Genomic DNA, 20,084 nt, shown 5'->3' with positions numbered 1-20,084 from the left:
CCCGCCACCAGGCGCGACGCCCGTGTATGCGAACATATGTTCGTGTCCGCCGGTGCGACGATCCTGCATGCCGACCTGGACGCGTTCTACGCGTCGGTCGAGCAGCGGGACGATCCCGCCCTGCGGGGGCGGCCGGTGATCGTCGGGACGGGCGTGGTGCTGGCGGCGAGCTACGAGGCCAGGGCGTGCGGCGTGCGGACGGCGATGAGCGGCGGGCAGGCCCGCCGGCTGTGCCCGCGGGCGGTCGTCGTCCGGCCGCGCATGAGCGCCTACAGCGCGGCGAGCAAGGCGGTCTTCGCGGTGTTTCGGGCCACGACGCCGCTGGTGGAGGGCCTGTCGATCGACGAGGCGTTCCTCGACGCCGACGGGCTGCGCCGCCCCCCGCCGGAGGTGGCCGTCCGGCTGCGGCGCGAGATCGCCGAGGAGGTCGGGCTGCCGATCACGGTCGGGGTCGCGCGCACCAAGTTCCTCGCCAAGGTCGCCAGCGGCGTCGCCAAGCCCGACGGGCTGCTGGTGGTGCCGCCGGACGGCGAACTGGAGTTCCTGCGCCCGCTGCCGGTGCGGCGGCTGTGGGGCGTGGGGCCCGCGACGGCGGCCAAGCTCGCCGGGTTCGGCGTGACGACGGTCGGGGACGTGGCCGCGATGCCGGAGTCCACGCTGGTGTCGATGCTCGGCCCGGGGGCGGGCCGCCACCTGTACGCGCTGGCGCACAACCGCGACCCGCGCCCCGTGCGGACGGGCGTGCGGCGGCGGTCGATGGGGGCGCAGCGGGCGCTCGGCCGCCGTGCCCGGTCGGCGGCGGAGCTGGACGCGATGCTCGTCGGGCTGGCCGACCGGCTCGGCGGGCGGCTGCGCAAGGCCCGCCGCGTCTGCCGGACGGTCACCCTCCGGCTGCGGTTCGGCGACTACGCCCGGGCCACGCGCTCGCACACGCTGGCCCAGGCCACCGCCGAGACCCCCGTGCTCCTGGCGGCGGCGCGGGGCCTGCTCGCCGCCGCCCGCCCGATGATCGACGAGCGCGGCCTGACGCTGATCGGCCTCTCACTGGGCAACCTGCACGACGACGGCGCCGTCCAGCTCACCCTGCCGTTCGACCAGGCGATGGCGGTGGACGGCGCGGTCGACGGCGTCCGCGACCGGTTCGGCCAGTCCGCCATCACCCGCGCCGTGCTCCTCGGCCGGGACCAGGGCGACCCGGTGCCGCTGCTTCCCGACTGAGACGGCGCGCCCCCGCGGTCAGGACGGCTCGACGATCCCGAGGCCGTCCGCGCCGACCTGGACGGCGGACTCGTCCAGCGCCGACTCCGCGATCGGCTGGAGGCGGCCGTCCAGGTCGAGGACGGGGCTGGCCTCCTTGTACCAGGACTCGATCACCGCGTTGCCCCAGAAGTCGCGGCGGCGGTCGTCGTGCACGTTCCACCGGAACGTCTCGTGGTCCGGGTCGCCCGTGTAGTAGTCCGAGGTGTAGATCTCGACCCGGTGCCCGTCGGGGTCGCGGAGGTACACGTAGAAGGCGTTGGACACGCCGTGCCGCCCGGGGCCGCGCTCGATGTGGTGCTCCTTGCGCAGCGAGCCGAACACGTCGGCGGTGCGCAGCACCTGGTGGGACTCGTGCGTCGCCATCCCGACGTGGTGCAGCCGGGGGCCGGCGCCGCCGGTGAACGCGACGTCGTGCACGGTCTGCTTGCGGTACATCCACGCCGCGTAGAGCTCGTGCTCGTCGCCCTCGATCGTCTCCGAGCAGCCGAAGCCGAGGGACGTGTAGTGCTCGTAGGCGGCGGGGATGTCGGGCGTGCAGATGTTGAAGTGGTCCAGGCGCGCGATCTGCGCGCCCCGGTGCAGGTCGTAGCGCTGGATGAGGCGCTCCCCGCGGGCGATGTCGTGGAAGAACTCCACGGTGAAGCCGAGCGGGTCGACGACGCGGACGGCGTCCCCGACCCCGTGGGTCCCGGCCCCGGCGGGGACCCGCCGGACGGGCCGGCCGAGGGAGGCGAAGAACCGCTCGGCCCGGTCGACGTCCTCGGGGGTCCGGACCCGGTAGGCGATGTGGTCCAGGGCGGCGACGGGCCCGGAGCGCAGGACGAGGGAGTGGTGGGTCAGCTCGTCGGTGCCGCGCAGGTACAGCGCGCCGGCGTCCTCGTGCTGGACGTGCAGGCCCAGCATGTCGACCCAGAACCAGCGGGCGGCGGCCAGGTCCGTGACGGCCAGTTGCGCGTACGCGGAGCGGATCACGTCGGGGGGTGTGTTCATCGTGGCTCCTGGGCGCCGAAGCGGGGCGTGTGCACCTCGCCGAGCATGACGTGCACGATCTTGGATTCGGAGAAGAAGTCGATGCTGTGCGCGCCGCCCTCGCGGCCGAGCCCGGAGTCCTTCACCCCTCCGAAGGGAGTGCGCAGGTCACGGACGTTGTGCGAGTTGATCCAGACCATACCCGAGGCGACCCCGTGGGCGATGCGGTGGCCGCGGCGCAGGTCGTCGGTCCACACGTAGGCGGCGAGCCCGTAGCGGGTGGCGTTGGCCAGCTCCACCGCCTCGGCCTCGTCGTCGAAGGGCGCGACGGCCACGACCGGGCCGAAGATCTCCTCCTGGAAGATCCGGGCGTCCCGCGGGACGTCGGCGAACACGGCGGGCTGCAGGTAGTTGCCCTCCGGCAGGTGCCCCGGGCGGCCGCCGCCCGCGATCAGCCGGCCCTCCCGCCGGCCGACCTCGACGTACTCCAGCACCCGCGCGTAGTGCTCGGGGTGGACGAGGGCGCCGACCTCGGTGGCGGGGTCGGACGGCGGCCCGACCCGCACCTTCTCGGCGCGCTCGGCGAGCCGCCGGGTGAACTCCTCGTAGACGGGGCGTTCCACGAGCACGCGGGACCCGGCCGTGCAGCGCTCCCCGTTGAGCGAGAAGACGCCGAACACGACCGAGTCGAGCGCGGCGTCCAGGTCGGCGTCGGCGAACACGACGACGGGGGACTTGCCGCCGAGCTCCATGGACAGCGCTTTCAGGCCGTCGGCGGAGCACCGCATGATGTGCCGTCCGGTCTCGGTGGAGCCGGTGAACGACAGCAGCGGCACGTCCGGGTGGTCGACGAGGGCCTGCCCGGCGGCCTCGCCGACGCCGTGCACGATGTTGACCACCCCGGCGGGCACGCCCGCCTCGGTGAGGATCTCCGGCCACAGGCCCGCCGACAGCGGCGTCCACTCGGCGGGCTTCAGCACGAGCGTGCAGCCGGACGCCAGCGCCGGGGCGAGTTTCCAGCTCTCCAGCATGAACGGGGTGTTCCACGGGGTGATCAGCCCGGCGACGCCCGCGGGCGTCCGGACGACGTAGTTGAGCTGGGTGTCGCCGACCCGGTAGGCCTCCTCGCCGAGCGCGACGATCACGTCGGCGAAGTAGCGGAAGTTCTCGGCGGCGCGCCGGGCCTGGCCGCGGGCCTGGGTGATCGGCAGTCCGGAGTCGAAGGACTCCAGCTCGGCGAGCCGGTCCTCGCGCGCCTCGACGGCGTCGGCGACGCGGACGAGGATCGAGGCGCGCTCGCGGTTGCCGAGCGCGGCCCAGCCGGGGAACGCCGCGCGGGCCGCGGCCACGGCCCGGTCGACGTCGGCGGCCCCGCCCGCCGCGGCGGTGGCGTAGGGGGTGTTGGTCACGGGGTCGGCGACGTCGAAGACCGCGCCGTCGGCGCTGTCGGCGAAGGCGCCGCCGATCCAGTGCCGGATGCGGTCCGGCAGCCCGGCCGGGCGGGCGGGGGAGGAGGGGAGGGGCATCGTGCTCTCTTCCGGTTCGGTGCGGGAGGCTGGGCGGCGGGGTCAGATCCCCGCGGTGAGGTCGCCGCCCTGGTCGAGCAGCGCGCGGATGCGCGCCTGCGCCTCGTCGGAGGGCGGGGCGAGCGGCAGCCGGACGTGCCCGGAGGGGAGGCGGCCCCGCCGCTCCAGCACCCACTTGGCGGGGGCCGGGTTCGTCTCGACGAACAGCAGGTCCACGAGGGGGTGCAGCCGGTAGTGCAGGTCGCGGGCGGCGGCGTGGTCGCCGGCCGTCCACAGCTCGTACATGCGGGCGACCGCGGCGGGCGCGAGGTTGGCGACGGCGCTGACGAACCCGGCGCCGCCGAGGGCGAGCAGCGGCAGGCACAGCAGCTCGATGCCGGACCAGACGAGCAGCTCGGGCCCGCAGGCGTGCAGGACGCGGGAGAAGTGCTCGAAGTCCTTGGTCGTCTCCTTGATCCCGACGACGTTGTCGAAGTCGGCGAACAGCCGCCGGACGGTCTCGGGCGCGATGTCCACGGCCGTCCGGGACGGCACGTTGTAGATCACCAGTGGCAGGTCGGGGAACTCCCGCGCCACGGCCGCGTACCAGTCGTACAGGGCCTGCTGGGTGGGCCGCGCGTAGTACGGGGTGATCACCAGGGCGGCGTCGGCGCCGGCGTCGCGGGCCGCGGCGGTGATCTCCAGCGTCTCCTCCAGCCTGGCCGAGCCGGTGCCGGGCAGGAACGGGACGCGGTCCGCGACCTCGCCGGCGGCGGTGCGGATCGCCGCGATCCGCTCGGCGGCGGTCTGGCTGCTCGGCTCCCCGGTGGAGCCGCCCAGCGAGATCCCGTGCGAGCCGGACTCCAGCTGCCAGCGGATCAGCCCGCGCAGCGCGTCGTGGTCGACGCCGCCCTCCGCGGTGAACGGTGTGACGACGGGCGCGATCGACCCGCGGATCGCGGCCGGATCGGTGCGGAACTTCAACTCATCGCTCCTCGGTTGGCGGGCGGTTCGGCTGTGAGTCGGGTACTGCTGTGAGTCGGGTACGGCTGTGAGTTGGGTACTGCTGTGGGGGCGGGGTCAGCGCCCGTCGCGGCGCCAGGCCAGGTAGGCCTCCCGCCAGCGCGGACCGAGCGGGTACAGGCCCTCGACGGGCTCGCCGGCGGCGACGCGCTCGGCGATGAAGCGCTCCTGCGCCTCCTGCTCGGCGGCGTCCTCGGCGAGCCCGCGCACGAGGTCCGGCGGGATGACGACGACGCCGTCGGCGTCGCCGACCAGGACGTCGCCCGGCTGGACGAGCGCGCCGCCGCAGGCGATCGGCAGCCCGGTGTCCCAGGGGACGTGGCGCCGCCCGAGCACGGCCGGGTGCGCGCCCGCGTGGAAGACCGGCAGGTCCAGTCCGGCCACGGCGGCGCTGTCGCGGAGCCCGCCGTCGGTGACGACCCCGGCCGCGCCGCGCCGCAGGGCCCGCAGCGCGAGGATGTCGCCGATCGTCCCGGAGGAGGCGTCGCGGCGCGCGTCCATGACCAGCACCTGGCCCGGACGCAGTTCCTCCACGGCCCGCTTCTGGGCGTTCATGCCGCCGCCGTACCGCTCGAACAGGTCCTCGCGGAGCGGCAGGTAGCGCAGCGTGTGCGCGATCCCGACCATCTTCACCGCGTCCCCGCCGGCCGGGTGGACGCCGTCGACGGACATGTGCTGCAGGCCGCGCTTGCGCATCTGGGCACTGAGCGTGGCGGTCGACAGGCTCCGCAGCGCGGCCGCGGTCGCCTCGTCCAGGACGGGCTCGCGCACGTAGGCCGGGCCCCAGGCGTCGGCCCGGACGGCGTCGTCCACCTTCGGCATGGCGCCCCACTGGGGGAGCGGATCCGCGTCCACGACCGGGTTGGACAGGCGTCCGGTGGTGGCGGATCCTGCGGTCACCTCGACCTCGACGACGTCGCCGGGGGAGGCGACCGAGGCGCCGGCGGGCGTGCCGGTGAGGATGACGTCCCCGGCTTCGAGGGTGACGAGCCGGGAGAGGTCGGCGACCAGGTCGGCGAAGGGGAACAGAAGGGTGTCGCTGGTGTCGTCCTGGACGACCTCTCCGTTCACCCAGGTGCGGACGCGCAGCGCGCGCGGGTCCAGGTCCCGCGCGTCGAGGAGCCGCGGGCCGATGGGGGTGAAGCCGTCCGAGCCCTTGGAGCGCAGGTTGGAGCCCCGGTCGGCGTAGCGCAGGTCGTGGACGCCGGCGTCGTTGGCGGCCGTCACCCAGCCGACGTGCTCCCAGGCGTCCGCCGGCGCCACGCGGTGCGCGCGCCGCCCGACGACCAGGGCGATCTCGCCCTCGAAGGTCATCAGCTCGCATCCCGCGGGGCGGTTCAGCGGGTCGCCCGTCCCGGCGAGCGAGGACGGCGGCTTGAGGAAGTAGGACGGCTCGGCGGGGATCCGGCCGCGCTCCTTCGCCCGGGAGGGGAAGTTGAGGTGCACGGCGATGATCTTCGAGGGCCGGTTGCCCAGGGGGTGCGGCACGGGGCTCTCTCCTGTGACGGGACGGGGCCGGACCCCGCGGACGAGGTCACAAGGAAATCGTATATGAAGTCATGCACGATGACGAGAGCAGGGGCGTCCCGACTTCGATCGTTCCAATCGGGGGCCGGACGCGACGGGGGACGAAGCCCCGTGCAGTATGATCGAAAATCGTATGCGAAATCCTCTAGGAGGTGCTTGACGGATGCGCGACCTCGCCGTTCGCACGTTCACGCCGGACAGCCCGGCGGACGCCCCGCCCGTGCTGCTCGTCCACGGCTTCGGCTCCGACGGGCGGGCCGACTGGATCGAGACCGGGATGGTCGGCGCCCTGACCGCCGTCGGGCGGACCGTCCTCGTCCCGGACCTGCCCGGCCACGGCGAGAGCCCGGCGCCGGCCTCGCCGGACGAGGCCGCCGCGCCCGCGGTCGCCGCCGCCCTGGTGTCCGCCGTGGACCGGGCGGGGGCCGGGACGTTCGACGTGGTCGGCTACTCCCTGGGCGCCAGGATCGCGTGGGAGCTGCCGTCGGCCGCCCCGGGACGGGTGGAACGCTCTGTCCTCGGCGGGTTGAGCCCTGTCGAGCCCTTCAGCGCCGTCGACATCGACGCGTTCCGCCGCGCCGTCCGGGAGGGCGCGGAGTGCGACGACCCGTTCACCGGCGCCATCGCGGCCATGGTCAGGGCGCAGGGCGACCGCGCCGCCGGGCTCGCGCTCTGCGTCGAGGGCCTGCGCGCGACGCCGTTCGAGGGCGGTCCGTGGAACGCGAAGGTTCTTCCCGTCTTCGTCGTCGGAGAGAATGATGAGCTGACACGAGGAATCGGCCGCCTCGCCGAGGAGCTCGGCGAGGCGGAACTGGTCACCGTGCCCGGCGCCCACCACGAGGTGCTGGGCGGGCCGCACTGGCGTGTGGCCGTCCTGGACGCGCTGTCGCGGTGACCGGGCCGGCGAACACGTCCGGGGGGCGCGGGCCGAGGATGAGGAGAACCGGGTGAGTGCCGCGAAGAAGCAGGACCAGACCAAGGAGAGCAAGGCCGAGTTCTGCTACGAGCTGCTGCGGTCGCGCATCCTCGAAGGCACCTACGTGCCCGGATACCGGCTGGTGATCAACCAGCTCGCCCAGGAGACCGGGGTCAGCACGATCCCGCTGCGCGAGGCGCTGCGCCGGCTGCAGTCCGACGGGCTCGTGGAGGTGGTGCGCAACGTCGGCGCCCGCGTCGCGGTCTTCGACGCCGAGCAGGTCGAGCACACGCTGCAGATCCTCGCCCGGCTGGAGGGCTACGCCACCGCGATCTCCGCGCCGCTCATGACGGCCGCGCACATCGACGCCTCCCGCAAGATCAACGACCGGATGGTGGAGGCGCTGGAGGAGTTCGACCCGACCGCGTTCACCGCGCTCAACCGCGAGTTCCACTTCTCGATCTACGAGCACTGCCCGGACGCGCACCTGCGCTCCCTGCTCGAGGCCGAGTGGACGCGGCTGGACCACATGCGCCGCTCGACCTTCAGCTACGTCCCCGGCCGCGCCCGCCGCTCCGTGGTCGAGCACGGGCAGATCCTCGACCTCATCGCCGGCGGCGGCGACCCGGCCGAGATCGAGCGCATCGCCTGCGCGCACAAGAACGCCACCGCCGACGCCCTCCACAGCGCGCACCCCGTCCCGCACAAGTGACCTGAGAGCCGAACGCGCCGTTCCCACCGGGCGAGTGATGGGGAACGGCGCGTTCGGGTCCCGGACGCCGGCGCGGGCCGGCGTGCTCCGCGCGGCTACACGAGCAACTGGCCGCCGTCCACCTGGATCACCGCGCCGGTGATGTGGTCGGCCTGGCCGGAGGCGAGGAACAGCACCAGCGGGGCGATGTCGCCGGTCGTGGCGATCCTGCCGAGCGGGATGCGGGACTCCCACGCGGCGCGGGCCTGCGGGTCGTCCATCAGCCCGGCCGTCATCGGCGTGTGGACGGGCCCCGGCGCGACGCCGTTGACCCGGATGCCGTGGCCGGCGAGCTCCAGGGCGGCGGTGCGGGTGAGGGCGTCCACGGCCGCCTTGGTGGCCTCGTAGTGGCCGAGGCCCGCGGTGGGCTGGCGGGCGCCGATCGAGCTGATGTTGACGATGCGGCCGCGCGTGCCGTTCTCGATCATCTGGCCGGCGACCGCCTGGGTGACGGTGAACGTGCCGCGCAGGTTGACCGCGACGACCGTGTCGAACACCTCCAGGGGCAGGGAGGTCAGCGGGCCGCCGCCCGCCACCACGCCGGCGTTGTTGACCAGCACCTCGATCGGGCCGAGCGCCCCGGTCGCCTCGGCGACCCCGGCGGAGACGGAGCCGGCGTCGGTGACGTCCATGGCGACGGCGCGGACGCCCAGTTCCCCGGCGGCGCGCGCGGCGGCTCCGGCGTCCCGGTCGGCGATCGCCACCCGGTCGCCGGCCGCGGCGAACGCGGCGGCGACGGCGCGGCCGATGCCGCTGGCGCCGCCGGTGACGAGGACGGCGCGCCCGGCGCTCACCGGGCCTCCGCGATGATGACCCGGGGGCTGGCGGGCAGGGCGCGGGTCTCGACCGGCTCCCAGCCCGCGGCGGTCAGCCAGCCGCGCACCTCGGCCTCGGGATAGACGACGGTGCCGTCGATGACGAGGTACTCGCCCGCGTGCAACGCGTCGATGACCCGCTGGTCGGGGTCGTCGTCCAGGAAGAAGTCGAGCAGGACGAGCGTGCCGCCGGGGGCCGCGGCGCGCCGGGCCCGCCGGATCATCTCCTGGTTCCGCTCGGCGTCGAAGCGGTGGACGACGTGCTCCAGCAGGACGAGGTCGAACCCCTCGGGGACGTCGCCGGTGAGCGGGTCGGCTTCCACGACCTCGCTGCGCCCGCCGAGCCCGGCGTCGAGCAGCGCCTTGCGGGCGAACTCGGTGAACTGGCCGGGCGCGAGGAACGTCCCGTGCGCCTGCCGGGCCGAGCGGAGCGCCTCGACGAGGAACGCGGCGGACAGGCCGCCGTAGTCCAGGATCCGGGAGTACCGGGTGAAGTCGAAGTTCTCCGCGAGCATCCTGGCGTGCAGCGCGTTGTAGGTCATCACGCCGTTCATGAACGTCTGCATCCGGTCGCCGGCGAGGTCCAGGGGCCGCGGCTCGGCGCTGGCCGCGGTGGCGCCGAAGCCGAGCCAGTGCGGGTAGCTGATCGCGTCCAGGAAGGCCAGGAAGGGGCGCAGGTCGACGCCGTCGCCCTCGCCGGACAGGTAGGCCGCGGCGGCGGGGGAGTTGGCGTAGCGGCCGCTCTCCCGCGCCAGCAGTCCGAGGCCGGCGAGCGCGTCGCCGAGGATCCGGGCGGTGCGCTCCGGCATCCCCGCCCGGCCGGCCAGCTCGGCCGCGGTGGCCGGCCCGCCCGCGAGCGCGGCGAACACGCCCGCCTCGCTCGCCGCGAACAGCTGCTTGGCGGCCATGTAGCCGGTGGCGACGCCGAGGATGCCCGAGGGATCCGGTGAGGAATGCGCCATGGAAGTGGTCTCCTTCGCGGTAAGAATATGCCAGATGCTATACGATCGTTGCGTCAGCGGCCAGGGGGCCCGGCCCACGGCCGATCTTCCTCATCGGAGGTCATGATGGAGTTCGCAGAACGGGCGCCGCGCAGGCGCCTCGGCGTGGGCGGCCCGGAGGTCCCGCTCCTGGCGCTCGGCTCCTGGAACACCTGGGACCGCATGGACCGCGACGACGCGGCCGAGCTGCTGCGCCTCGCCGTCGACCGCGGCGTCGACCTGTTCGACGTCGCCCACTACGACTTCGGCCCGCACGCGGAGAACGCCCAGACGGACGTGCTGTTCGGGCAGGCCGTCCGCGACGCCGGGCTCACGCGCGAGGACTATCTGCTGTGCGGCAAGCTCTGGCTCTGGGAGTACCCCGCGTCCTCGTTCGCCGAACAGATGCAGGTCTCCCTCGGCCGGATCGGCGTCGACCGCGCCGACATGGTCGTGGTCGGCGACTTCGCGGAGCGCCCCGACCTGCGCGCCGTGGTGACGGACGTGGCGGAGCAGGTCCGCGCGGGCAGGTTCGCGCACTGGGGCGTCAACAACTGGTCTGCCGGTGACGTGCTGTTCGCCTGCCGTTTCGCCGCCTCCGAGGGCCTCGTGCCGCCCTCGTTCGCCCAGCTGAAGTACAGCCTGGTCCGCCGCTCGGTGCCCGAGGGGGTGCCCTTCGGCGGGCTGTTCACCGGCGAGGGCCTCGCCCTGCAGGCGTCGGACGTCCTGGAGGGCGGCATCCTCGCCGGGAAGCTGCACCCCGAGCGCAAGATCGGCGCCGACCCGGGAGGGATCCGCGACCGGATCCGCGCCGTCGTGCCCGAGGTCCGGAGGATCGCCGACCGGTTCGGCGCCACGCCCGCGCAGCTCTCCATCGCCTACTGCCTGGCCAACCCCGCGGTGGCGAACGTCCTGGTCGGGGTCACGAGGGCGGCGCAGCTGGAGGACAACCTCGCCGCCCTGGCCCTGTGCGCCCGGCGCGGCGACGAGCTGCGCGCCGCCCTCGCCGGGCTGTGGCTGGACAAGGACGTGGTCGACCCGGCGGCGTCGTGGGGCGCCGACGCTCCCGTTCGCGCCTGACGCCGCGCGCCCTAGGCCTCGTAGACGACCTCGCCGTCGAGGACGGTCATCGTCACTGGCAGCGAGGGCAGGTCCCGGGGCTCCACGCCGAACAGGTCGCCGCCGAGCACGCACAGGTCGGCGGCCTTGCCCGGCTCGACGGAGCCCTTGACGTCCTCCTCCCCGTCCTGCCGGGCGGGCGCGGCGGTGTACGCCCGCAGCGCCTCGGCCACCGCGAGCCGCTGCGCCGCGCCCCGCACGGAGCCGTCCAGGCCGCGGCGGGTGACCGCCGCGGCCATCCCAGCGCGCCAGTCCGGGGTGAGGACGGGGGCGTCGGAGCTGAGGCACAGCGGGACGCCCGCGTCGAGCGCGTCCCGCAGCGGCCAGGCGTCCCGCAGGGCGTCCTGCCCGAGCGCCGCCGCGAGCATCGGCTCGGTGGCCACCGGGATGCCCGCCTGGGTGTTCAGCCCGATCCGGTTCGAGGCGAGGACGGTCAGCGTCGCGGGGGAGAGCAGGTCGCCGTGGATGACGTAGTGCCGGGCGTCCCGGCCGTCCCGGGCCAGGGCCGCCGCGAGCGCGTCCGCCACGACGCGCGTCGCGCGGTCGCCCGTGGCGTGCACGCCGATCTGGTGCCCGGCGTCGTGCGCCGCGTCGATCATCGTCCGCAGGGCCGCCTCCCGCTCGGCGTCGGAGCCGCCGTCGACCAGCAGGGCGCCGTGCGAGCCGTCGGTGTAGGGGCGGTCGGTCCAGGCGCTGCGCATCGGGGGGATGCCGTCGGCGAAGATCTTCACGCCCGCGACCCGGAACCGGCCCGGGACGCCGGCGGGCGGCCTGAAGTCGCGCAGGCCCCCCAGCAGATCCTCCGCCGTGCTGCGGCCGTCCAGCTCCCCGAACAGCATCAGCGCGGTGACGCGGGCCTTCAGCCGGCCCTCGGCGGCCAGGTCGGCGTAGTCGTGCAGGGCGTCCGAGCCGAAGCAGCCGCTCGGGCCGCCGTCCTCGCCCGGGCCGAGGCCGGGCTCGGTGTAGCTGGTGATCCCGAGCGAGGCCAGCAGGTCGGCGGTGCGCAGGATCGCGCGGCGCCGGTCCCCGGCGGTCTCCAGCCGGGACGGCGCCTCGTGCGCGTGCCCGCCGGAGGCGGCCAGCTGGTCCATCAGCAGGTTCGGCCACATGGCGCCGAGCCACACTCCGTGCAGGTGCGAGTCGTTGATGCCCGGCAGCACCGAGCGGCCGTCCAGCCGGACGACGCGGGTCCGGGGGCCGATCAGGGGCGCGACCTCGCCCGCCGTGCCCACGCGGGCGATGCGGCCGCCGCGCACGGCGACCGCCTGCGCGATGCGGTCGCGGGCGTCGACCGTGTGGACCCGGCCACCGGTCAGGACGAGGTCGGCGGCGGAAACATCCGGCATATCCTGCTCCAACTCTGGACACCGTCGATGGGCTGCAATTAACGTACACGGAATCAGATACGATTTTGGAGTGCCCGGCCGGGAGGCGCGGGCACACCGGGCCTTCGGAGGTAAACGATGCCCCTGGATCCCGAGGCGCAGCGGATCATCGACCGCACCCCCGCCGAGGACCCGAGCGGCGGCGCCCCGCTGGACGCGGCGGCCATGCGGGAGGGGTTCCGCCGGATGTGGGCGGTGCCGGACGACCTCCCGCCCGTGGGCTCCGTGGCCGACACCGCGATCCCCGGCCCGGCCGGAGACATCCCCGTCCGGGTCTACACCCCCGAGGGGGAGGGCCCCTTCCCGGCGTTCGTCTGGTTCCACGGGGGCGGGTGGACGATCGGCGGCCTCGACGAGAACGAGTACTCCTGCCGCGCCGTCTGCGCCGCCGCGGGCGCCGTGGTGATGTCCGTCGACTACCGGTTGGCCCCCGAGAACCCGTTCCCGGCCGCGGCCGACGACGCCTACGCCGCCGTCCGCTGGGTCGCCGAGCACGGCGAGCGCATCGGCGCCGACCCCTCCCGCGTCGCCGTGGGCGGCGAGAGCGCGGGCGGCAACCTCGCCGCCGTCGTCGCGCTCAAGGCGCGCGACCTCGGCGGGCCGGAGCTGGCTCTGCAGGTGCTCGTCTCCCCGGTCCTCGGCCACCCCGACGAGGGGCGCGCCTCCTACCGCGAGTACGCCGAGGGCTACTTCCTCTCCAAGGCCAGCATGGACTGGTTCTTCACCACCTATCCCAAGGACGAGCGCGACCTGGAGGACCCCTACCTGCTGCCCCTGCGGGCCAAGAGCTTCGCCGGGCTGTGCCGGGCGCTCGTCCTCGAAGCCGAGTGCGACGTGCTCCGCGACGAGGGCGAGGAGTACGCGGTGCGGCTCAAGGACGCGGGCGTCCAGACCGACCTCGTCCGCTACGACGGCATGATCCACGCGTTCTTCGGCCCGCTCGCCACCGAGCTGTCGGTGGCGAAGGACGCCCAGGCCCGGACGGCCGCCGCCCTGCGCTCGGCCTTCGGCACGGACGGCGAGTGATGACCGCTCCGGCTCTCGCCCTCGACGGCGTCGGCGTGGACCGGGCCGAGGTCCCGGTCGTGCACGAGGTCACGCTCGACGCCGCGCCGGGCGCGGTCACCGTGATCCTCGGCGCGAACGGCGCCGGCAAGACGACGCTGATGGACGGCATCGCCGGCCTGGCCCCCGTCAGGTCAGGCACCATCCGGCTGGACGGCGCCGCCATCGAGAGACTCGCCCCCTACAAGCGGGCCCGCGCCGGCCTCGGCTATGTCGAGCAGGCCCGCACCACGTTCCGCACGCTCACCGTCGAGCAGAACCTCATCGTCTCCCAGCGGGGCGACGGCGACCTCGGCACCGTCTACCGGCTCTTCCCGGAGCTGGAGAAGAGGCGGAGCCTGCAGGCCGGGTACCTGTCCGGCGGCGAGCAGCAGATGGTCGTGCTCGGCCGGGCCCTGGTCTCGGCTCCCAAGGTCGTGCTGATCGACGAGATGTCGCTCGGCCTCGCCCCGCTGGTGGTGCGCCGGCTGATGTCCACGGTCGGCGAGCTGGCCGGGATGGGCATCGCGGTCGTGCTGATCGAGCAGTTCGCGAACCTCGCGCTGGACGTCGGCACCCACGCCCACGTCCTGCGCAAGGGACGCGTGGTCTTCTCCGGGCCGTGCGGCGAGCTGCGCGGCGACGAGCGGCGCCTGCACCGGCTCTACTTCGGCGGGCCGCCGGTCGGCGCCGCCGGCGCGGGCGCCGGGGCGGCGGAGGGCGGGCCTCGATGAACCTGGTCGACAAGCGCGGCCTCGGCACCGGTCTCGGCATCGCGGTGCTCGCCTGCGCGCTGCTCCCGCTGGTCCTGCCGCCGTACTGGATCTACCTGGCGATCAGCGCCGTGATCAGCGCGGTGATCATGCAGAGCTTCGGGGTGATCGTCGGACGGGCCGGCGTCATGTCGCTGTGCCAGATGTCGTTCGCCGCGATCGGCGCCTGGGTGGTGCTGCGGCTGAACGTGGCGGACGCGCCGGGCGGCTTCTACCTGTGGCTGCTCCTCGGCGGCCTGGCCGCCGTCCCCGTCGGCGTCGCCATCGGACTGCCCGCGCTGCGCATCCGCGGCGTCAACCTCGCCGTCGTCACCTTCGGGTTCGCGGTCAGCACCGACATCGTGCTGAACGTCAACCCGTTCCCCGGCGCGGCCGACCTGACGATGCTGGAGCGGCCCGCCCCCTTCGACACCGACGGCGGCTACTTCGTCTTCACGGTGATCGTGTTCACCGTGCTGGCCGTCGCCCTCGGGATCATCGGCCGGACCCGGCTCGGGCTGTCCTGGTACGAGCTGCGGCACTCCGAGCGGTCCGCCGCGGCGCACGGCGTCTCGGTGGCGCGCGGCAAGCTCGCCGCGTTCGCGATCAGCGCGTTCGTCGCCGGGATCGGCGGCGGGCTGCTGGTCGGCCAGCTGAGCCTGGTGGTCCCGCAGAACTTCGCGATGGGCCAGTCCCTCGCGCTGTTCGCCGTCGCCATCATGATCGGCCCGCACCACCCGGAGGGCGCCGTGCTCGGCGGGATCTTCGGCGCGGTGATGGCGACGATCATGGAGAAGGTCTCGCTGCCGCAAGACTTCGGCGGCGTGCTGTTCGGCGCCGGCGCCCTGCTCGCGCTGCGCAGCGGGCTCAGCCAGACCGACCTGACCCGGATGCGCAGGCGGGAGCGCGACGCCCGGAAGATCCTCAAGGAGGCCGAGGACGCGCCCGCCCCCGAGGACGCGCCCGCCGCCAAGGAGGCCGGATCCCTCCCGGCGCCCGCGCCCGCGCCCACCGGCGACCGCGCACCGGTGCTGGCGGTTCAGGGGCTCACCGTCAAGTTCGGCGAGGTCGTGGCGCTGGACGCCGTCGACCTGACCGTCCCCGAGGGCGCGGTCGTCGGGCTCATCGGCCCGAACGGCGCCGGAAAGTCGACGTTCATCGCGGCGGTCAGCGGTTTCGTCGCGGGCTACGGGGGCGCGGTCGAGCTGGCCGGGCGGCGGCTGGACGGACTCGGGCCGAGCCGCCGCGCGGTGCTCGGCCTTCGCCGCACCTTCCAGACCACCGCGATCGCGCCCGAGCTCAGCCTGTACGACTACCTGACGATCGGCGCCGGCCGGCGGCTGCCGCGGGCCGAGGCCGACGAGCTGCTGGAGTTCTTCGGCTGCCCGCCCGGCCAGGTCCCGGTGTCGATCGTCGACGCCGGCACCCGGCGCCTCCTGGACGTCGCCGCCGCGGTCGCGGCGCGGCCGAAGGTCGCGCTGCTGGACGAGCCCGCCGCCGGCCAGTCCGCCGCCGAGTCGCTGCGCCTCGCCAGGCGCCTGGCGGCCGTGCCCGCGGCGTTCGGGGTCTCGGTCCTGCTCGTCGAGCACGACATGGAGCTCGTCCAGGCCACCTGCGAGCAGGTCACGGTCCTGGACTTCGGCCACGTCATCGCCTCCGGCCCCACCGGCGAGGTCCTGGAGGACCCCGCCGTCCGGGCCGCCTACCTCGGCGCCGCCGACGTCCCGGCGTCCTGACCGTCCCGTACCCCTCACCCACCCCTCCCCGCGAAGCAAGGGCCTCAGCGATGAAGCGCACTTTCACGACGGCGGCCGCGGCCGCGCTCGCCCTCTCACTCACCGCCGCCGGATGCCGGTCCTCCGGCGGGTCCGACGGCCCGATCAAGGTCGGTTCGATCAACGGCATCACCGGGCTGTTCCAGACCCCGGAGGTCCCCAAGGCCGTCAAGGCGGTGTTCGACGAGGTCAACGCCGCGGGTGGCATCAACGGCCGCAAGCTGCGGCTGGTCGCCAAGGACGACGCGATGGACCCGGCGCGCGCCGGCCAGGCCGCCCGCGAGCTGATCAAGTCCGAGGGCGTGGTCGCCCTGGCCGGCTCGTCCAGCGCCGTGGACTGCGGCCTCAACCGCGCCACCTACAGCAAGGAGAAGATCGTCTCGATCCCCGCGGTCGGCGTCGACCCGTCCTGCTTCACCAGCCCCAACATCGCCCCCGTGAACCCCGGCCCCTACGCGCTGACCACGGCGATGCTGTACTACGCGTCCGAGACGCTCAAGCACGACAAGGTCTGCATCGACTACACCGTCCTGCCCGGAAGCGGCGGCGGCATCGAGAACGCCATCAAGGCGTGGAGCGACCTCACCGGCAAGTCCCTCGCCCACAAGAACCTCGCCGTCGGGCAGGGCGACCCGACCCGCTACCTCGTGGCGGACAAGAACGCCGGCTGCCAGGCGGTCCTCTACAACGCGACCGTCGGGCCCTGGTTCGCGCAGGCCAGGACCCAGGGCATGCAGAACGTCGACTTCATCCTCGCGGCCAACAGCTACACCGACGCCAACGCCAAGGTGATCCCGGCGGACATGAACGCCTACGCGGGCACCGAGTGGCAGCCCTACACCGACCCGACCCTGCCGGGCAACGAGCGCTGGTCCAGGCTCGTCGACCGGAACGGCATCCAGAAGACGGCGTTCAGCCAGGGCGCCGTCATGGCCGCGGACGTGTTCGTGCAGGTCCTCAAGGGCATCAAGGGCGACATCACCCGCGAGTCGGTCACCAAGGCGTTCAAGGAGATGAAGCCGATCGACTACCCGATGGCCGGGAGCCCGTGGGTGTTCGGGCCAGGCGGCGAGCACAGCCCCATCAAGGGCAGCCAGTTCGTCAAGGCGGACAAGGGCGGCTGGAAGGTGCTGCCCGGCGGCTTCACCGTCCCGACCAAGAAGTAGCCGTCCCGCCGCCGGGCGCGCGCGGCACCCCCGCGCGCGCCCGGCCCCACCCGGAGGTATCCGATGGTGAACTCTGTGATCGCCGGGCTGACCAGCGGCGGCGGTTACGCCCTGCTCGGCCTGTGCGTCGTGCTGACCTACCGGCTCGTCGCGGTGGTCAACTTCGCGATGACGGCGGTCGGCGCCATGGGCGCCTTCGTGATGGTGTCGCTCACCGACAAGGGCCTGAACGTCTGGCCGGCCCTGCTCGCCGGCGCCGTCACCGCCGCGCTGCTGTCCGGGCTGCTCGGCGCCGCGCTCGTCCGCTGGTTCGCCGGGCACCGCGAGCGAACCAAGGCCGCCGTCACCGTCGCGCTCTACGTGGCGCTCACCGCGATCGGGCTGCGCCTGTTCGGCGGCAACAGCACCGGCGCGCACCGCTTCCCGTCCCCGTTCGCCGACCCGGTCTTCACGGTCGGCGGCGTGGTCGTCCCGCAGTCGGTGCTGGTGTCGCTGGGGTTCGCGCTGCTCATCACGCTCGCCGTCGGGCTCATGCTGACCCGCACGCGGCTCGGGCTGAAGCTGCAGGCCCTGTCCGAGCGGCCGAGCACCGCCGAGGTCGTCGGCATCCCCGCCCCGCTGCTCGCCGTGGGGGTCTGGTCCGGCGTCGGGGCGATCACGATGCTGGTCATCGTGCTCGTCGCGCCCCGGCTCGGCGGCGACTACGCCACCCTGGCCGGGCTGATCAGCACGGCGCTGGCCGTCGCGATGGTCGGCGCGTTCCGCAGCCTGCCGCTGACGCTCGTCGGCGGTCTCGTCCTGGGCTGCCTGGAGGGCCTGTCGTCCTCCCTCAGCTCCATCCAGAAGTACCAGGGCGTCGTGCCCTTCCTGGTGATCCTCGTGCTCCTGTGGTGGCGCAGCCGCCGCGAGGTCTGGGACACCGCGCACAGCCGATAGAGAAACGAGCGAAGATGCCACAACCGGCCTCCACCCGGGCCGCCGTGCTCCGCGAGCACGGCGCCGAACTGAGCCTCGAGGAACTGCCGCTGCCCGCCGAGTGCGAGCCCGGCGCCGCGGTCGTCCGGGTCGACTGCGCCACCCTGTGCGCGACGGACGTGCACCTGTGGTCCGGCGCCATGACGTTCCCGGAGATGCTGCCGATCGTCCTCGGCCACGAGATGACGGGCACCGTCTGCGCCGTCGGGCCCGGCACCCGCGACGCCCTCGGCCGCGACGTCAGGGTCGGCGACCGCATCGGCTGGTCGGAGTCGGTCTGCGGCCACTGCTACGGCTGCACCGTGCTGCGCAACCCCGTCGCCTGCGCCGAGCGCGGCTACGGCTTCCTCCTGCGCGCCGACCGGTTCCCCTACGCCACCGGCGGGCTCGCGGGCCACAACTACGTGACGCCCGGAGCGCTCAAGCTCGTCCTGCCCGACGACGTGAAGGACACCTGGGCGGCCTCGGCCGGCTGCGCGGTCAAGACCGTCCTGCACGCCTTCGACCGCGCCGGGGGAGTGCGGCCCGGATCGACCGTCGCCGTCCAGGGCGCGGGCGCGCTCGGGATCGTCGCCACGGCCGTGGCGAGCGTGTCCGGCGCCGGCCGGGTCATCACGATCGGCGCGCCCGACGCGCGCCTGGAGCTGGCCCGCCGCTTCGGGGCCGACCTGACCGTCGGGCTGGACGGCGACGCCGACTCCCGCGTCGCGGCCGTCATGGAGGCCACCCAGGGCCGCGGCGCCGAGCTGGTCCTCGACCTCGCCGGGGCGCCCGGCGTCGGCGCCGAGGCGGTCGGCATGGCCGCGTTCGGCGGCCGGTTCGTCGTCGTCGGCAGCACCGGCCCGCGGCCCGAGCCGCTCGCCCTCGGCGCGATCATGGGTAAGGAGCTGGACGTGCTCGGCTCGCTGAACGGCGACGTCGGCGACCTGCACCGCTCCGTCGAGTTCCTGCGCAGGTTCCAGGACCGCTTCGCCTGGGACGACCTGTTCGGCGCCCCGGGCGGCCTCGGCGACGCGTCCGGCGCGCTCGCGGCGATGGCGCGGCAGGAGCAGGTCAAGGCCGTCATCAATCCCAACCGATAGGAAACCCCGTGCCCACGCAGATTCCCCGCCGCCGGCTCGGCGCCGCCGGGCCCGAGGCGTCCGTGCTGTCCCTCGGCTCCTGGCACACCTACGACCGGATGGACTTCGCCGACTCCGTCGCCATGGTCCGCCACGCCGTCGACTCCGGCCTCGACCTCTTCGACGTCGCCGTCTACGGGATGCCCGGCCACCCGCCGGTGTTCACCGACGTGCTGTTCTCCGCGATCGTGCGCGCCGCCGGGATCGCCCGTGACGACTACCTGCTGTCCACCAAGCTGTGGCTGGAGGGGTACCCCGGGCGGACGCTGCGCGACCAGCTCACGGGGGCGCTGTTCCGCGTCGGCGCCGACCACGCGGACGTGGCCGTCCTCGGCGACATCCGCCGCGACGACATCGACCTGCGGCGGCTCGCCGAGGACCTCGCCGCGCTGGAGAAGGAGGGGCTAATCGGCTGCTGGGGCGTCAACAACTGGTCCGCCACGGCCATCCGGACGATCCGCGGGCACGCCCTCGCCGCGGGCTCCCCGGGCCCGCAGCTCGCTCAGCTGAAGTACAGCCCGTGCCGGCGAGCCATCCCCGACGGCGAGCCGTTCGCCGCCGTCTTCGCCGAGGGCGTGGCCATGCAGGCGTCGGACGTCCTGGAGGGCGGCATCCTCGCCGGGAACATCGAGCCGTCCCGGCAGATCGGACGGGACCCGGGCGGGATCCGCTCCCGCATCCAGGAGGCCGCCGGGGGCATCGCCGCGCTCGGCGCCGAGCTGGACGCCACGCCGGCGCAGTTGTGCATCGCCTTCACGCTCACGCATCCCGCGACCGCGACCGTCCTCTTCGGCGCCAGCGGCATGCGGCAGCTGACCGACAACATCGCGGCGCTGGACGTGCTCGAGCGCGTCGGCGCGGAGCGTCTGCGGGCCCTGATGGAGCCCTTCTGGGCGGACCGCGACGTCGTGGACCCCGAAGGCCCGTGAGCCGCGGGCGGTGAGCCGCGTCCGGACCGGCGGGGGGCGGTCCGGACGCGCGCCGCCGGACGCCCCGGTGAT

Annotated in this window: 18 protein-coding genes; 11 read left to right on the top strand and 7 right to left on the bottom strand. The window is 74.2% G+C overall.

Annotation, left to right across the window (positions count from 1 at the left end; genetic code table 11):
* Nucleotides 1-42 precede the first annotated feature (42 nt).
* Nucleotides 43-1,218, top strand: a complete 1,176-nt coding sequence (dinB, locus tag ABD944_RS14300; protein ID WP_345176252.1) for a DNA polymerase IV — start codon at nt 43-45, stop codon at nt 1,216-1,218.
* A gap of 18 nt (nt 1,219-1,236) precedes the next feature.
* On the opposite strand, the gene hpaD is transcribed toward dinB, so the two are convergent.
* The 4 genes from hpaD to ABD944_RS14280 form a co-directional block, all read right to left on the bottom strand.
* Complete coding sequence (hpaD, locus tag ABD944_RS14295) at nt 1,237-2,250, bottom strand: 3,4-dihydroxyphenylacetate 2,3-dioxygenase (RefSeq protein WP_345176249.1); 1,014 nt, start codon at nt 2,248-2,250, stop codon at nt 1,237-1,239.
* Nucleotides 2,247-3,755: a 5-carboxymethyl-2-hydroxymuconate semialdehyde dehydrogenase gene (gene hpaE, locus ABD944_RS14290; protein WP_345176247.1), complete on the bottom strand. Its 1,509-nt coding sequence runs from the start codon at nt 3,753-3,755 to the stop codon at nt 2,247-2,249. The genes hpaD and hpaE overlap by 4 nt, the downstream gene beginning before the upstream one ends.
* Before the next feature lie 42 nt (nt 3,756-3,797).
* Entirely contained in the window at nt 3,798-4,718 is a 921-nt protein-coding gene (dapA, locus tag ABD944_RS14285; RefSeq protein ID WP_345176244.1) for a 4-hydroxy-tetrahydrodipicolinate synthase, read from the bottom strand.
* A 96-nt stretch (nt 4,719-4,814) separates the two neighbouring features.
* Nucleotides 4,815-6,245 (bottom strand): fumarylacetoacetate hydrolase family protein, encoded by a 1,431-nt coding sequence (locus ABD944_RS14280; protein ID WP_345176243.1) that lies wholly within the window; start codon nt 6,243-6,245, stop codon nt 4,815-4,817.
* 202 nt (nt 6,246-6,447) lie between these two features.
* Here ABD944_RS14280 and ABD944_RS14275 point away from each other — a divergent pair, with 202 nt between their 5' ends.
* Together ABD944_RS14275 and ABD944_RS14270 are read left to right on the top strand one after the other, a co-directional pair.
* A complete protein-coding gene (locus tag ABD944_RS14275) occupies nt 6,448-7,179 on the top strand; it encodes an alpha/beta fold hydrolase (RefSeq protein WP_345176240.1) in 732 nt (243 codons plus the stop codon).
* A gap of 52 nt (nt 7,180-7,231) precedes the next feature.
* Nucleotides 7,232-7,912, top strand: coding sequence for a GntR family transcriptional regulator (locus tag ABD944_RS14270; protein ID WP_345176238.1), 681 nt, complete (start codon nt 7,232-7,234; stop codon nt 7,910-7,912).
* A gap of 95 nt (nt 7,913-8,007) precedes the next feature.
* On the opposite strand, the gene ABD944_RS14265 is transcribed toward ABD944_RS14270, so the two are convergent.
* Complete coding sequence (locus ABD944_RS14265; protein WP_345176235.1) at nt 8,008-8,745, bottom strand: SDR family NAD(P)-dependent oxidoreductase; 738 nt, start codon at nt 8,743-8,745, stop codon at nt 8,008-8,010.
* Nucleotides 8,742-9,728, bottom strand: coding sequence for a methyltransferase (locus ABD944_RS14260; RefSeq protein WP_345176234.1), 987 nt, complete (start codon nt 9,726-9,728; stop codon nt 8,742-8,744). Before ABD944_RS14260 ends, ABD944_RS14265 begins: the two co-directional genes overlap by 4 nt.
* A 102-nt stretch (nt 9,729-9,830) precedes the next feature.
* Between ABD944_RS14260 and ABD944_RS14255 the strand changes: the two genes are divergently transcribed.
* Complete coding sequence (locus ABD944_RS14255; protein ID WP_345176231.1) at nt 9,831-10,826, top strand: aldo/keto reductase; 996 nt, start codon at nt 9,831-9,833, stop codon at nt 10,824-10,826.
* Between the two features lie 11 nt (nt 10,827-10,837).
* On the opposite strand, the gene ABD944_RS14250 is transcribed toward ABD944_RS14255, so the two are convergent.
* The gene (locus tag ABD944_RS14250) at nt 10,838-12,211 is read right to left on the bottom strand and encodes an amidohydrolase (RefSeq protein ID WP_345176229.1); all 1,374 of its coding nucleotides are present in this window, start codon (nt 12,209-12,211) and stop codon (nt 10,838-10,840) included.
* Between the two features lie 117 nt (nt 12,212-12,328).
* Between ABD944_RS14250 and ABD944_RS14245 the strand changes: the two genes are divergently transcribed.
* The 7 genes from ABD944_RS14245 to ABD944_RS14215 all read left to right on the top strand — a co-directional run bounded on the left by ABD944_RS14245 (nt 12,329) and on the right by ABD944_RS14215 (nt 20,012).
* Complete coding sequence (locus tag ABD944_RS14245) at nt 12,329-13,276, top strand: alpha/beta hydrolase (protein WP_345176227.1); 948 nt, start codon at nt 12,329-12,331, stop codon at nt 13,274-13,276.
* Nucleotides 13,276-14,028: an ABC transporter ATP-binding protein gene (locus ABD944_RS14240; protein WP_345176224.1), complete on the top strand. Its 753-nt coding sequence runs from the start codon at nt 13,276-13,278 to the stop codon at nt 14,026-14,028. Before ABD944_RS14245 ends, ABD944_RS14240 begins: the two co-directional genes overlap by 1 nt.
* The gene (locus tag ABD944_RS14235; protein WP_345176222.1) at nt 14,025-15,782 is read left to right on the top strand and encodes a branched-chain amino acid ABC transporter ATP-binding protein/permease; all 1,758 of its coding nucleotides are present in this window, start codon (nt 14,025-14,027) and stop codon (nt 15,780-15,782) included. Before ABD944_RS14240 ends, ABD944_RS14235 begins: the two co-directional genes overlap by 4 nt.
* 50 nt (nt 15,783-15,832) lie before the next feature.
* Nucleotides 15,833-16,987, top strand: coding sequence for an ABC transporter substrate-binding protein (locus tag ABD944_RS14230; RefSeq protein ID WP_345176219.1), 1,155 nt, complete (start codon nt 15,833-15,835; stop codon nt 16,985-16,987).
* Nucleotides 16,988-17,050: 63 nt separating this feature from the next.
* Nucleotides 17,051-17,923: a branched-chain amino acid ABC transporter permease gene (locus tag ABD944_RS14225; protein ID WP_345176217.1), complete on the top strand. Its 873-nt coding sequence runs from the start codon at nt 17,051-17,053 to the stop codon at nt 17,921-17,923.
* Nucleotides 17,924-17,937: 14 nt separating this feature from the next.
* Complete coding sequence (locus ABD944_RS14220) at nt 17,938-19,044, top strand: zinc-binding dehydrogenase (RefSeq protein ID WP_345176214.1); 1,107 nt, start codon at nt 17,938-17,940, stop codon at nt 19,042-19,044.
* Nucleotides 19,045-19,052: 8 nt separating this feature from the next.
* Nucleotides 19,053-20,012 (top strand): aldo/keto reductase, encoded by a 960-nt coding sequence (locus ABD944_RS14215; RefSeq protein ID WP_345176212.1) that lies wholly within the window; start codon nt 19,053-19,055, stop codon nt 20,010-20,012.
* Nucleotides 20,013-20,084: the final 72 nt, after the last annotated feature.

Origin of the sequence: Actinomadura verrucosospora (assembly GCF_039540335.1) — a bacterium.
Lineage (GTDB): Bacteria > Actinomycetota > Actinomycetes > Streptosporangiales > Streptosporangiaceae > Spirillospora > Spirillospora verrucosospora.
The sequence above is the reverse complement of the archived record's forward strand: the minus strand, read 5'-3'. Positions and strand labels throughout refer to the sequence as shown.